The organism is Catalinimonas alkaloidigena (assembly GCF_029504655.1).
Classification (GTDB): Bacteria; Bacteroidota; Bacteroidia; order Cytophagales; family Cyclobacteriaceae; genus Catalinimonas; species Catalinimonas alkaloidigena.
Genome location: NZ_JAQFIL010000001.1, coordinates 3,756,182 through 3,770,699, shown reverse-complemented (window position 1 = coordinate 3,770,699; position 14,518 = coordinate 3,756,182). Strand labels below are relative to the sequence as shown.

The 14,518-nt window shown below is 44.0% G+C and carries 10 protein-coding genes; 6 read left to right on the top strand and 4 right to left on the bottom strand.

Annotation, left to right across the window (positions count from 1 at the left end):
• The first annotated feature begins 5 nt into the window (after positions 1–5).
• The 6 genes from OKW21_RS15340 (at position 6) to OKW21_RS15315 (ending at position 11,801) form a co-directional block, all read left to right on the top strand.
• Positions 6–3,386, top strand: a complete 3,381-nt coding sequence (locus OKW21_RS15340; protein ID WP_277480634.1) for a SusC/RagA family TonB-linked outer membrane protein — start codon at positions 6–8, stop codon at positions 3,384–3,386.
• Positions 3,387–3,412: 26 nt separating this feature from the next.
• The gene (locus OKW21_RS15335; protein ID WP_277480630.1) at positions 3,413–4,855 is read left to right on the top strand and encodes a RagB/SusD family nutrient uptake outer membrane protein; all 1,443 of its coding nucleotides are present in this window, start codon (positions 3,413–3,415) and stop codon (positions 4,853–4,855) included.
• Positions 4,856–4,873: 18 nt separating this feature from the next.
• Complete coding sequence (locus tag OKW21_RS15330; protein WP_277480628.1) at positions 4,874–6,346, top strand: sulfatase family protein; 1,473 nt, start codon at positions 4,874–4,876, stop codon at positions 6,344–6,346.
• A gap of 119 nt (positions 6,347–6,465) precedes the next feature.
• Positions 6,466–7,947: a sulfatase gene (locus OKW21_RS15325; protein WP_277480625.1), complete on the top strand. Its 1,482-nt coding sequence runs from the start codon at positions 6,466–6,468 to the stop codon at positions 7,945–7,947.
• A 46-nt stretch (positions 7,948–7,993) separates the two neighbouring features.
• The gene (locus OKW21_RS15320) at positions 7,994–9,634 is read left to right on the top strand and encodes a sulfatase family protein (RefSeq protein ID WP_277480622.1); all 1,641 of its coding nucleotides are present in this window, start codon (positions 7,994–7,996) and stop codon (positions 9,632–9,634) included.
• Between the two features lie 370 nt (positions 9,635–10,004).
• Complete coding sequence (locus tag OKW21_RS15315; RefSeq protein ID WP_277480619.1) at positions 10,005–11,801, top strand: sensor histidine kinase; 1,797 nt, start codon at positions 10,005–10,007, stop codon at positions 11,799–11,801.
• A gap of 16 nt (positions 11,802–11,817) precedes the next feature.
• Here the strand turns inward: OKW21_RS15315 and OKW21_RS15310 are convergent, their stop codons facing one another.
• The 4 genes from OKW21_RS15310 to OKW21_RS15295 form a co-directional block, all read right to left on the bottom strand.
• The gene (locus tag OKW21_RS15310; protein WP_277480616.1) at positions 11,818–12,153 is read right to left on the bottom strand and encodes a hypothetical protein; all 336 of its coding nucleotides are present in this window, start codon (positions 12,151–12,153) and stop codon (positions 11,818–11,820) included.
• A gap of 224 nt (positions 12,154–12,377) precedes the next feature.
• Positions 12,378–12,818, bottom strand: coding sequence for a DsrE family protein (locus tag OKW21_RS15305; protein ID WP_277480613.1), 441 nt, complete (start codon positions 12,816–12,818; stop codon positions 12,378–12,380).
• Positions 12,819–12,843: 25 nt separating this feature from the next.
• On the bottom strand, positions 12,844–13,389 hold the full coding sequence (locus OKW21_RS15300) for a TlpA family protein disulfide reductase (protein ID WP_277480612.1): 546 nt from the start codon (positions 13,387–13,389) through the stop codon (positions 12,844–12,846).
• Between the two features lie 11 nt (positions 13,390–13,400).
• A complete protein-coding gene (locus OKW21_RS15295; protein WP_277480610.1) occupies positions 13,401–14,510 on the bottom strand; it encodes an efflux RND transporter periplasmic adaptor subunit in 1,110 nt (369 codons plus the stop codon).
• Positions 14,511–14,518: the final 8 nt, after the last annotated feature.

The following is a 14,518-nucleotide window of genomic DNA, read 5'->3' as shown; positions in this document are numbered from 1 at the left end:
TATTCATGAGTACGAAGTTCGTGACTTATGGTATGATAATACAACTATTCTGTTTTCAGTTGCTCTTAGCAGCCGAAGGTGATGCTCAAAGTATCAGAAACGTAAAAGATGTAATCATATCAGTAAATTATAATAATACTCCCTTACTTGAAATATTTAATGGCATTGAAGCCAAAACACAATTTAAGTTTGTATATGACAAAGAGGATATTTCTATAGATGAGCAAATTGACTTGAAGCTGAATAATCGCTCGGTGGCCGATGTACTTATGGAAATATCCAGGGTCAGTAAACTGGGATTCAGGCAGGTAAATAATACCATTAACGTTAGAAAATTAAAAAATAAAGAGAATGAAAAACCCATAGAAGTGCTCATTGAAAAAAATGTCAGTGGAAAAGTGACAGATGGAGAGAATGGAGAAGTGTTGCCCGGCGTAAATGTACTGGCCAAAGGGACTTCTACCGGAACCGTAACTGATATTGACGGAAACTATAATTTAACTGTAAGCGATGATGTGAATACGCTGGTGTTTTCTTCCATAGGATATCTTGCCGAAGAAGTAACAATCAATGCGCAAAGTGTAATTGATGTGGCCTTGATGCCTGACATTCAGTCGCTTTCCGAGGTGGTCGTCATAGGGTATGGCACTGTAGAAAAAAGTGATTTAACGGGTGCGGTGTCTTCGCTCAAGTCAGAGGATCTGAACCCTGGCGCCAATGCCTCAGTTGACCAGATGATGCAGGGTAGGGCAGCAGGTGTACAAATCCAGCAAAGTAGTTCGGAGCCAGGTGGTGGCTTATCCATAAGAGTGAGAGGAGCCAGTTCTATCAATGCCAGCAATGAGCCCCTTTATGTCATAGATGGTTTTCCTATTGACAACAGCCCCAATCTATCCTCTTCCGATGGCGGGGCTTCACAGGTCGCGGAAAATCAGAGTCCCAGGAACCCTCTGAACTCCTTGAACCCCAACGATATTGAATCTATTGAAATACTGAAAGATGCTTCGGCTACCGCTATCTATGGTTCCCGTGGAGCCAATGGTGTGATTCTGGTCACTACCAAAAAAGGTAGAAAAGACCGGCTTACTCTTAGCTATAATACCTACGCCGGAATACAAAATGTAGCTAAGGAAATGGATATACTTACCACCGACCAATACATTGGCGTCATTAATGAATTATCAATGGCACGGGGTAATGATCCGGTTTTTACAGAAAGCGATATTGCGGAGATAGGAGCGGGAACCAACTGGCAGGATCAGATCTACCGCTCTGCTCCGATTACCGATCAAAATATATCCCTGAGTGGGGGAAATGAGAACACGACTGTATTCGCCTCGCTTAACTACTTCAGCCAGGATGGGGTAGTGAAGAACTCCGGTATGAAAAGGTATATCGCCAGAGTAAACCTTGAATCTAAGCTTGGGGAAAAAGTCAATGTAGGATTAAACCTGAACACAAGTTTGGTGAGTGATAACAATGCCATAGATGGCCTGAATACCAATGAAAATGCGGGCCCTATTTATACTTCTTTATTGTATGACCCCACCGAACCCATCTACAATGCAGATGGAACCTTTGCCCGCTCAACGAACCTGACGATTAACAATCCGGTGAGCCTGATCAAAGGGGTAAGCAGTGAAAATAAGACCAACCGGACAATTGGTAATTTTTTCGTTTCCTATGACATCATGGAGGGTTTAAACGCCAAGCTGAATGCTGGTGCCGATCGGCAGAATTCTCGAAGAGATATTTATAATTCCCAAGAGACTATACGGGGAGTAGCGGCGGGAGGAATTGCCAACATCAGCGAACTGGAGCGTTCAAACTACCTGATAGAGTACACCATGAACTATAACAAGAGCATTAATGAAAACCATGTGCTTACCATTCTGGGTGGAGTAACTTATCAGACCTTTATCAGCCGACTTTTTACCGCCAACATCAGTGGCTTCCCCACCGATGACCTGGGAACTGATAACCTGGGATTAGGCGATACTAATACCGACAACCTCTCCAGTAATCATGAAGAAAATACGTTATTGTCATATCTGGGAAGGGTCAATTACAACCTCTATGATAAGTTTTTATTCACCGCCTCTGTTCGTGCCGATGGCTCTTCCCGTTTTGGTCAGAATTATAAATACGGCTACTTTCCATCATTCGCTGTGGGCTGGAAACTGTCTGAAGAAAATTTTATTCCGGAAACATTTGAGCAACTCAAACTAAGAGCAAGCTGGGGACAAACCGGTAACCAGGAGATTGGAAACTATGGATCACAATTGACCTTTAGTACCGGGCCTGATGTGGTTTTTGATAATACCATACAGAATAGCGCTGAACCCCAGCGCATTGCCAATCCGGATCTGAAATGGGAAACCACAGAGCAATTTAACGTGGGTATAGATGCCAGCATTCTGGATGGAAGGATCAGCGGTACCTTGGATTACTTTTCCAAAAACACCAAAGACCTGCTCTTTAACCTGCCACTGCCGCGCTCATCTGGCTACCAGTCTATTCTGACCAATGTGGGTGAAGTGGAGAACAAGGGTGTGGAGTTTTTAATCAGCGCCATCAACATTTCCTCACCGGACTTCCGCTGGAGTACTACTGCTAATTTTGCCGCCATCAAGAACAAAGTCCTGGATCTGGGGCGCGTCAACGAAATTGTCACTGGCGATATTCAGGCAGTGGGCAATACCGCGATCATCAAAAAGGGAGAAGCTTTAGCTTCCTATTATGGATACGAAGTCACCGGAATATTTCAGGAAGGTGATGATATTGATAATTCTGCTCAGCCCAATGCACAGCCCGGCTTTCCGATCTTTGCCGATCTGAATGAAGATGGTGCGATTAGCCCGGCCGATCAGACGATTCTGGGTGATCCCTTTCCTGATTTTACCTTTGGGTTCCAGAATTCTTTCAGCTATAAAAACTGGCAACTGGATATGTTCTTCCAGGGACAGCAGGGATCTGAATTACTGAATATCAACGTGATTGAGAGCCTGTATCCAGCCAACTTTAGGAGAAACCGCCTGTCTGAGCAAATGCTGAACCGATGGACGCCGCAAAACACGGACACTCCCTGGCCCTCAGGAACAGACCCTAATTCTTATGGAGGAAGTAAAGTGAATTCACTGGTACTACAGGATGCTTCCTACATCAGGCTGAAAAATGTCCAGTTAAGCTACAATGTGCCGGTAGATAATATAGGTTTCCTGAGTTCATTGCGAGTGTACGCCACAGGTCAGAATCTTCTCACCTGGACTGATTATATCGGTTTTGATCCGGAAGCCAATTCCTTCGGAAGAAGCAATGTACGGGTTGACTACAGCAGCTATCCACTGGCTCGTACCTTTCTCCTCGGATTAAACGCCCGCTTCTGATGTACAACTTTCAAAAAAGACTTATCATGAAATCATACACACTAAAGATTATTTTAACGCTACTGATATTTGGGTTTTCAGCATGCGAAAAACCTTTGGAAGAAGAAATCTTTTCCGAGCTGGAACCATCAACGCTCTTCTCCAGTGAAGAAGGAGTGAATGTGGTACTCAATTCCGCTTATGCGTATGCCCATAGGTCCGGCTTGGTAGGATCATGGTCCCCTTTCTATCTGGGCGGTATGCCCGCCGGTGAAATATGGGGTGCTGGAGGTTCCATTGAAAACCTATGGGTCTCCCTGATTGACTTTACCTGGGATGCCAACCATGCACAGATTCTAACGATGTGGACAGTGTATTATAATGCGATTCGCGATGCCAACATCGTGCTGGATAACCTGGAAAATGAAGCGTTAAGTGAAGAATTCCGGGCATTAAAAGAAGCCGAAGTCCATTTTATCCGGGGCTGGTGTTATGCCGAACTGTATAACTTATTCGGGCCGGTCCCGCTCTATACATCTTCCACGGATGCTCCCTTACAACCCAACGGTTCGGAAGGTGAGATTAGAACTTTTATTGAGCAGGAATTAATGGCTGCGGTCAACAGCCCAAGTTTAGCTGTGTTACCCCAAGCCTTTGGCATGGCTTCCAAAGGGGCAGCGATGGGAATTCTGACCAAACACTATATGAATACCCGTCAGTGGCAGAAAGCCGCTGATTTGGCACAGGACATAATTGAGCTGAATGAATTTGGCCTGGTAAGCAGCAGCTATGCGGATGTGTTCAGTATCAGCAATGAAGGCAATCAGGAACTACTATGGGCACTTCCTAAGCATGGGGCTTCCGGAGCCGCCAGCATGGCGGTAAATGCACTGATGTTTCCCCCGAACTACCCTCTTCCATATCCCAACAACAGTGTGTTCGCAGCACGAACCTACCTCTACGATGAGTTTGTGAATTCCTTTGAGGTAACGGATGAGCGGCGTAATATGATTGATACCGCCTACGTAACTACAGCAGGAGAGCTGGTACAAGGCTTAGGTAATGACCAATCTTTTCCCTTCAAGTTTGAATTTGACCCTAATTCCGTAGGAGCTAGTGCAGGCAATGACATACCTGTGGTACGCTATGCAGATATTTTGTTATCCAGAGCTGAGGCGCTAAACGAAGTCTCAGGACCCTCGCAGGAGGCAATTGACCTGATGAACCAGGTGCGTGATCGTGCAGGTGTGGCTCCATTAACATTGGCAGGCTTTAGCCAGGAATCGCTGAGGGATGCAATTCTGGAAGAACGGGCTAAAGAGTTTTTCTTTGAAGGCAAAAGAAGAGAAGACCTCCTCCGCCATGACCGCTTTATTTCTAATGCAGTGGCCAGAGGAAAGAACGCTCAGCCCCACCATGTTCTTTACCCAATTCCTCAGGTGGAACTGGATGCCAATGAATTGTTAGAGCAAAATAGTCCCAACTACTAATTCAATATCTGATCTTTTATGATACAAGATTATGAATCTGCCTACCCGTGCAAAAAGCTTTGCTTAACCTTCATTATTCTGTTGGTTTTTACTTTTCTGGAAAGTTTTCAACCGCTAACAGCCCGGGAGCGTAAGGAGGATCTTCTTAACTTCATCATCATCTTTGCTGATGATATGGGATATGGTGATTTGGGTGTCTACGGGCATCCAACCATCAAAACTCCCTATCTTGATCAGATGGCGATGGAAGGGCAGAAGTGGACCAACTTTTACGTAGGTGCCAGTGTTTGCACACCTAGCAGGGCGGCTTTGTTGACCGGAAGACTGCCGGTGAGAAACGGGATGACCAGCCCTCCACCTACCCGCGTGTTGTTTCCAAATTCTAAAAATGGTCTGCCGCAATCTGAAATCACGCTGGCGGAACAGCTTAAGAAGGCAGGATATGCTACGGCTGCTGTTGGCAAATGGCACCTGGGACATAAGGAGCAATATCTACCTACCAACAATGGCTTTGATTACTACTACGGTATACCCTACTCCAATGACATGGATGTTAGCATTCCTATGACCTCAGCCAGTGATTACTGGAAATTGTGGAAGAGCCCGGATCGTAAAAAGATAGAAACCTTTAATGTACCTCTGTTAAGAAATACCGAGGTGATTGAGCAACCGGCAGAGCAGCATACCATTACGAAGCGGTATACCGAAGAAGCTGTTAAGTTTATCACTGAAAATAAGAAAGCCCCTTTCTTTCTGTACCTGGCACACAACCTTCCTCACGTACCTCTGTTTGCTTCTGAAGATTTTGAGGGCAAAAGTAAAAGAGGGCTCTATGGCGATGTGATAGAAGAAATAGACTGGAGTGTAGGGGAAGTATTGAAAACGTTGAAAGAAGAAGGTATTGCGGAAAATACTGTGGTAGTTTTCACTTCAGATAATGGTCCCTGGCTGGTAATGGGTGAAGAAGGGGGAAGTGCCGGTTTGCTGCGTAATGGTAAAGGTTCCACCTGGGAAGGGGGCATGAGAGAACCTGGAATATTCTGGTGCCCGGGAAAAATTGTTCCTGGCATTATTACAGACCTGGGCACTACCATGGATCTTTTTACCACCTTCAGCAAATTAGCAGGTGTTGAGATTCCCACCGACCGTGAAATGGATGGCTTAGATTTGTCTGCTGTGCTGTTTGAAAGAAAGCCCAGCCCCAGAGAAACAGTATTTTACTACAGAGGAACAGAAATATATGCTGTCCGCTTAGGAGAGTACAAGGCGCATTTCATTACAGAGGGTGGATATGGTGATGAACCCAAAAAAGCACATGAAACTCCCTTGCTCTACAACGTAGACACAGACCCATCGGAAAAATATGATATCTCGGCTGAGCAGCCTGAAGTCATTGAGAAGATTAAAAAAGTTGTGGATGAACATAATGCCAATCTGGTAAAGGGACCTAACCAGTTAAAAGATAGGGAAGGTACATTGGGAGATAAATAAGCTCTTGACAGACAAGGCTAAAGTACAAGTTAAAGGGACAGCAGCTTGGAAACTGTCCCTGCTTGTGCTTACCTTCATGATCTGTAAACTATCTATTAATACTATAACCTGAAGTAAGCTTGTACCAAAAGAAAAAACTTAGACCGGAGAAAATATTAGGGCGCATTCGGCTTGAAGTGACAGCAATCCTGACAGGGCTATTGCTGCTCACGTACTCAGCTAAATCCCAGCAGCTTCACAGTAATCAGCTTACCGAGGCCCGGCCAAATATAATATTTGTGCTTGCCGATGATTTAGGCTGGGCTGATATCAACTGTTTTGATCCCTTAGAACGCCAGTACTACGAAACAACGAATATTGACAGGCTGGCGCACGAAGGCATGAAGTTCACCCAGGCTTATACCAATGCGGCCAACTGTTCTCCAACCCGCGCCGCACTGATCAGTGGGCAGTATTACCCCCATCAGCCTGTATATCATGTAGGTAACTCACCTTCAGGTAAAATGATATCGGCCCCCAACGCACACGAGCTCCCAGCTGAAAAGATTACGATAGCAGAAGCCCTGCGCGAAGGTGGATATACTACGGCGCTTATCGGGAAGTGGCATATCGGCGCTCCACCTGCTACCGGACCTGAACAGCAAGGCTTTGATATCAACATCGGCGGCTATAATATGGGCAATCCCGGAGGTTGGGAGGGAGGCTATTTTAAGCCGAATAATAACCCCTACATTGATGATGCAAAGGAAGGAGAATACCTGACTGATTATCTTACCCGTAAAGCAGCGGCATTTATTGAGGAACACCAGAATCAGCCGTTTTATTTGCAGTTGTCTTATTATACGCCTCATACGCCCTTACAGGCACCAGAAGGTTTAGTTGAAAAGTACCGGCAGAAAGAAGGAAAAGGGGGGCACGATAATCCTGCCTATGCTGCCATGATAGAATCGTTGGACAGGAACATAGGAAAGTTGACCCAGACACTGGACGAATTGGGCTTGGCAGATAACACCATCTTTATCTTTTATTCGGATAATGGGGGAGTAGGTAGCTATGATTATCTAAATCATGCCAAAGACAACATCACCGACAACGCTCCATTGAAGGGAGGCAAAGCGAACTTCTATGAGGGAGGTATCAGGGTGCCGTTGATTGTTCGCTGGCCAAAGGTCATTGAAGCAGGTACACAGAGTGAAGAGCCGGTTATTGGCATAGATTTTTACCCTAGCTTTCTGGAAGTAGCGAACGTCAAAAAGGCTGAAAACTATCTGCTGGATGGGCTGAGCCTTCTTCCTTTGTTTGAAAACCCTGACGCTAAGTTAGACCGTGAATCACTGTACTGGCATTTCCCTGGCTATCCCAACCATCAATGGCGTACCGGACCAGTCAGTGTAATTCGCCAGGGGCCATGGAAGCTGTTAAAGTTTTATGAAACTGATGGGGTAGAACTTTATGACCTCAGTCAGGACATGAGTGAAAAGCGAGATCTTGCCCAAAAGCAGCCCGAAGTACGTGATAAGCTGCAAGCCCAACTGGAACAGTGGTTAGAAGAAAATCAGGCCCCTATGCCCCAAAGACGTGAAGAGGAAATGCGCAAATAATTTTTAAATTACGAATGGAAACAACCAGACTTAAAAAAAACTACTTATGAACCGGACTTTTTTATTTACATGCTGCCTTTGCCTCAGCCTGCATACGCTTTGGGCGCAATCAGGCGAGCAGGATTTGACCATGGAACGAATACCTGATGTTCAACCCAAAAACGTGATTTTTATCCTGAGCGATGATCACCGCTTTGACTTCATGGGGTTTACGGGCAAAGTGCCCTGGCTGGAAACGCCCAACATGGACCGAATGGCTGCTGAAGGCGCTTATTTTCCTAACACTTTTGTGACGACTTCGCTCTGTTCTCCCAGCCGGGCATCTATCCTGACAGGGCAGTTTTCTCACACCCATACCGTAGTGGATAATTCTGCTCCCGCGCCTGAAGACCTGATCTATTTCCCTGAGTATTTGCAGGAAGCAGGTTATCAGACTGGCTTTTTTGGAAAGTGGCATATGGGGGGTGACGAAGATGACCCCCGTCCCGGCTTTGACCACTGGGAGAGTTTCAAAGGGCAGGGGGTATACTATAATCCTACGCTGAACATTAATGGCGAAAGAAAAAGTTATGGTGACTCTACCTATATCACTGATCTGCTTACTGAGCACGCAGTTGAGTGGCTGAAGAACAGGGAGGAAGAAAAACCTTTTTTTCTGTATCTCTCCCATAAAGCTGTTCATGGGGATTTTATCCCGGCCCGGCGACATATGGGGAAATACGAAAATGAAGAAATCGTATTACCTCCCTCATTCTTTACCTCTGCCCAGCCGGTCAAAGGAAAGAGCAACCCTTATGGTTTGCCTCGTTATACCGGCACCACCAATAATGTAGAAGAAAAAGTAGATTATCCTCAGGGTTTCCTGGATGAGAGAGCCGCTAAAGCCGATGCTTTTACAGAACCTGCCCGTGGAGAAGCGTATTATGGAGAGTTCAGAACACCTGACTGGCAGAAGATGCAGCGCGAGAGCTGGCACGGGGTTGACTACATGTATCATGGCCGTATGGATTATGAAACCTTCTATAAAAGATATTGCGAGACCTTGCTGGGGGTAGATGAAAGTGTAGGGGCAGTGTTGGATTACCTGGAAGAGCAGGGGCTGGCAGAATCCACCCTGGTGATTTACATGGGAGATAACGGTTTTTCTTTCGGGGAACATGGCCTGATTGACAAACGCCATTTTTATGAAGAGTCTGTAAAAGTCCCCTTCTTGGTGAGATACCCTGAAGTATTGGAAGGTAATCAGATCATTGATAAGATGATACAAAATATAGATGTAGCGCCAACCATTCTGGAACTGGCAGGCGTGCAGAAGCCTGAACAGATGCAGGGACAGTCTATCATGCATATCCTAAAAGGAGAAGAGGTAGACTGGAGAGACCGGATCTTTTATGAATATTACTGGGAGAATGCTTATCCTCAGACTCCTACCATGCATGGGGTACGAACAGACAGGTACAAACTCATTCGCTACCACGGCGTATGGGATACCAATGAGTTGTATGATTTGCAGGAAGACCCTTATGAGATGCATAACCTATACGGCAGTGAAGAACATCAGGAACTGATTGAGCAGCTTACTACTGAGGTGTATGACTGGCTGGAAGGAACCGGAGGCATGCAGATTCCCCTGAAACGTTCAGGCGGACGCTACGGTGACCATCGTAACCCGGTTGAGTTTGAATAACATTAATTTCAATAGCTGATAGATGGATTAATCTGACTTTCAATCAGTTAAAGCCGCTGTTTTGACTTATGAGCTGGCTTATGACAAGCCTGACAGTGAGTCAGGTAAGGAGAACATCTACATATATATTCTTAAATTGTATGTGAAGATGTTAGGCTTTACGTCTATGCATACGTTAAGCTATGCCCCCATGTCATACGCTAAGTGGCATTTCCACTGGTGGTGGTGCTGATTAACAGGCTGCCATTGTCATGTGGTATCAAAAAAATTTAACCTTCATTAATAAATAAATACTAAAATTGATGGTGCAAACTAACTAAGTTTTCAACAGAAGGCTCTTTAAAGAACTTAAAATTCAAAGCCCTTTGTTTTGATCACTTTCCTTAAAGAAAGATTTATTATCTTTACACCCAAAATGGCTGACGCTATTGTCTCTCAGTATACTTTTCCTCATTTGAAAGAATATGGCAAATTTCTTTTGGCAAATTGCCTGGAAGAAACAGCCATTGAAAGCATCAAGATATCCAGAGCGCTGAACGTCCCTCTGCTAAAGCTTTTTGATCATCTTTCTGAGGAACAGTTTATAAACTTCTCAAAACAAACGCTTCAGGAATTTTTTGAGCAGTTATCCAATGATCAAGCTTTTGAAAGTACAAAAGAAACGCTCCAGCAGTGGAAATCAGGCACCCATCCGCTTGTAGGCAAAGATAAAGTACAGGCTGCCGATATTACGCTGGTATATCACGTTCGGAAGCTTCTTCTGCTCAACTTTCTTCCTGAGTACACGTCTGAGCCGGAAGTGATCCTTTCGGTTGCCAAAGAACTTGAAATATTCTATGCTGGCATTGAACAGATTACCTTCCAGATGTTTCTGGATCTTCGTAAAGAGGAGCAGGATAAATATCATAAAGAAATTCAGCATCACCAGAAGGAGCTGGATGATAAAAATAAAGAGTTAGCCAGTGCTTTAGAAGAGCTTCAGGCTGCGGAAGAACAATTAATTGAGGCAAATACTGCTTTAGAGGACAAGATAAAAATACGTACGCAAGAACTACATCAAAGAGAACAGCAAATACAGCTTATTACTGATTCTTTACCCGTACTTATCTCCTATGTAGATTCAAAAGAAAGATATCGTTTTAATAATAAAGCTTATGAAAAATGGTTTAGCTGTACTCGCACTGAAGTGTATGGAAAAAAAGTAGAGAATGTTTTGGGAACATCTGCTTATCTGGAAGTAAAGGATACCATACACAAAGTGCTGCACGGGGAAACGATCTATCTTGAAACCAAATTAAATTACAAGAACGCAGGGCAAAAGCATGTATCTGTTCATTATATACCGCATAGGGTAGGAAAAAACGTAGAAGGTTTTTTTGCTTTGGTTACTGATATCTCAGAGCAGAGAAAGACACAGGAGGCATTAGAAAAAGCATGTGCCCAGTTAAAGACTATCAATACCGATCTGGATAACTTTATCTACACCGCTTCTCACGATCTTAAAAATCCGATTTTAAATGTTGAAAGCATCATGTTAATGCTGAAAGCACATTTGGAAGACAAACTGGGTGCTCGTGAAAATACTCTGCTCTCAATGGTAGACAATTCTATCCAGAAGCTGAAACAAACCATTTATGATCTTACAGAAATCACCAAGATTCAGAAGGATATAGAAAGTGAAGGTGAAATGCTTTTCTTTGAAAGGATATTCAATAGTGTAAAAGAAGATATTCAAACAGATATTGATCAATCGCAGGCGTTGATCAAAGAAGAGTTTCTTGTAAAGGAGATCTTATATCCCAGGAATAATCTGAGAAGTATCCTATATAATCTTCTCAGCAATGCGATCAAATACCGGGATCCGGAACGGCCGGTTGAGATTGGGATAAAGACATATGAAGAAGATGGATATATTATTCTAAGCATAGAAGATAATGGGCTGGGCTTGAGCGAAAAGCAGCAAACCAAACTCTTCACCATGTTTAAAAGAATGCACAGCCATATCAAAGGTACAGGTATAGGTCTGTATATGATCAAAAGAATCATTGAAAACAGAGGGGGGAAAATTGAGGTTCACAGTAAATTAGGCCATGGAACTACCTTTAAAGTTTATTTCCTTTCTGTTCATGAAGATGAGAAATTTAGCCAGATCAAAAAGTTGATTTAAGCCACACTTATGGCAATCATAGGATATGATTGATGGGGAAGTCTTCTACATACCCCATAAGATACTCAGTATCATAGAAGCCCTCTATAGATTGAATGTGATTGTCTTCTTTATTATAAATTACTTCCACAAAGAAGTCTTCCATCTGATAAAGGGTGAAAGCAAACTTAGGAAAGAGTTTGGTAGTCATCCTGCAGCCAAAACTCAATAAATATTGCGCACGCTGCTCCAGCGATAAGCACGAAAATTCCTCTAAAGTTATTCTATCTTTATCCATATCACAAGGCAAAAGAAAAGCCCGGGGAGAACCAGAAACCCGGGCTTTGTTATCAGTCTTTATCGTTTTTCTCAAGATATTACGAATATCGCAGGATGCGCGCAATTTTCATTACGCAGATTTGAAGCAATCTTACTGTGTAATAAAACCAGCTCCTTTTATTGGCAGATGTAGTTATGTCACCCTCATCATCATGTGCAACTGTGCGGCTTTATGATTTTCCGGCCCTCAACAAAAGTGGGGTAGGGTAACTTCTACTCTACATAAGATTATCAGGTACATAAATGCATCGGCCCCTGCTAGATTCCACCTTTCACATACGACCAGCCTGCTTCCTGTTTGAGAATGATCTCTACCAGTCCGGAAGGTACCGTGGTAGCCTGCGGCAGCAGATCGCTTTTCTTGATCTTATGCCGCTGCATTGTATTTTCGCAGGCAGCGAAAGTAACGTTTTGCTGGCTGAGCTCTTCAATGTGTTTGGCTACTTTTGTCTGGTTTTTGACCAGCATAGGCAATCCCTGGCTGTGGCAGACCACTTCAATTTCAGCCTTAGGCAATGCTTTTTTGATATTTTTCAACTGACTAATTACTGATAATTGAAAAAGAGAGTCTCCTTGTGTGACCTGCATCACTACCTGATGCTTTTTTGTATCTACCACCTGCTCTTTTGCGGTTTGCTGGGCATTCGTGCTCATGACTGTACTAGTGAATGCGATGAATAAAATGATGATTTTTTTCATGGTTAAGTGATTTGTAATTGCTGTTTTACTGATTGATCCACGCTTTCATTTGTTCAATAAATTCCGGACTGCTGTAGTCTGCCATTCCCATTTGCGTATGCACTAATTTTCCTTCTTTGTCCAGTATAAAGGATGCGGGAATGATATCCGTCAAGTACGCCTGAGGATACTCTTGTCCGGGAAAGTAAACCGGGAGGTCAAATTCTTTTTTCTGCATCCATTCTAACCCTTTGTTAGGATCCTGATCAAAGGACACCATGACAAAGGCTAAGTCCTCCTCACTAAATTCTTGCTTTAGCTTCTCAATAGTAGGCATCTCAGCAATACAGGGTCGGCACCAGCTTGCCCAGTTGTTGATAAATACCACTTTACCTTTAAAGTCAGCAAAGTTAAGCTGTTCACCTTCAGCGTTGATTAACTCAGATGTATTTTGCTGCACTGTATGTTGTGTTTCAATCACCTCAGTATGAGGTTCTGCTTTATTAGCCGGTTTGTCAAATGCGAATAGATAGACCATTCCTATAATGCTGATGGCTAGTATTGCGATTGTAATTATTTTTTTAGTATTCATGCTTATTAAATTTAATCGTTATTAATTTCTACTTGATCTGTTTGTACTTTCATTCCTTCTCTCATTTCTTCACTGGCCTCCAGGACTACCTCATCTTTCTCCTCAAGATTGCCGAACACTTCTACAAAGGAGTCCTGGGATATGCCTCTTTCTACAACTATATGCTGTATGGTCTGGTTTTCTACCCTGGCCACATACACTTTGTTTTGAGACTGTACGATGCTACTGGCAGGCAACTGAAGGCTAGGCTGCGGTCGGCGTAACGCAAGCTGTACCTGGGCATACTCTCCTCCACTGAGCTGATGGTTTTGGTTATCAATATCAAACTCTACCATCAGAGCGCGATGCTCCGGATTGATGATGGTGCTACTGCGCGACATAGAGGTGCTGAATGTTTTTCCTGGCTGTCCGCTTACTGTAAATGTTACCTGGCTGCTGTCGTTTAGAGCACGAGCGTGTTTTTCCGGAATGGCTACCGTAAGGCGTAATTTATCTTGCTGGGATAAAGCAAAGAGGGGCTTACTGTTTTCTCCTACCAAGGCACCCGGTGACACTTTCCTGTCGGTGATCACCCCATCAAAGGGAGCAGTGATGTAGGCATAATCTTTCAACTGCTGGGCGGCCTCCATCTCTGCCTGTAATGCCAGGTAGGCAGCACTATCCCGCATCAGTCTGGCTTTAGCTTCCTCCAGCTCTATGCTAGCTACGGCTCCCTTTTTTTGTGCGGCTTGCTGCAATCGTCTATATGCTTGTAAACTATAGTTGATCTGTTCGTTGACCTCTCTCTGTTTTGCCTTAGCGGCTATGTACTGCTGGGTGATTTCGGGGGCATCCAATACAGCCAGTAGCTGTCCCTTTTTGACCTCACTTCCCCGGTCTACATGTATTTTTTTTACAAAGCCTCTGAGTTTTGCATACAGCGCTACTTCTTCGTAAGGGTGTAGCTCTCCTGGCAAACTCAGGGTATATACAGGCTGCTTTTTTTTGACAGCTACCGTCTGTACTGTTTGAGTTATACTTTTCTCTTCTTTATTTTCCTGCTGCTCTTCCGCTCCCTGTGAGCTACAGCCTGCAATGAGAACAATAACAGGAAGTATGCTTAAAATATTTCTTTTCATCATCTTCATCA

What these genes read in the sequence shown, in the direction of transcription:
- OKW21_RS15300 (WP_277480612.1), bottom strand. Translation starts at nt 13,389, where the DNA reads ATGAATACTAAAAAAATAATTACAATCGCAATACTAGCCATCAGCATT.
- OKW21_RS15340 (WP_277480634.1), top strand. Translation starts at nt 6, where the DNA reads ATGAGTACGAAGTTCGTGACTTATGGTATGATAATACAACTATTCTGT.
- OKW21_RS15295 (WP_277480610.1), bottom strand. Translation starts at nt 14,510, where the DNA reads ATGATGAAAAGAAATATTTTAAGCATACTTCCTGTTATTGTTCTCATT.
- OKW21_RS15305 (WP_277480613.1), bottom strand. Translation starts at nt 12,818, where the DNA reads ATGAAAAAAATCATCATTTTATTCATCGCATTCACTAGTACAGTCATG.
- OKW21_RS15330 (WP_277480628.1), top strand. Translation starts at nt 4,874, where the DNA reads ATGATACAAGATTATGAATCTGCCTACCCGTGCAAAAAGCTTTGCTTA.
- OKW21_RS15320 (WP_277480622.1), top strand. Translation starts at nt 7,994, where the DNA reads ATGAACCGGACTTTTTTATTTACATGCTGCCTTTGCCTCAGCCTGCAT.
- OKW21_RS15335 (WP_277480630.1), top strand. Translation starts at nt 3,413, where the DNA reads ATGAAATCATACACACTAAAGATTATTTTAACGCTACTGATATTTGGG.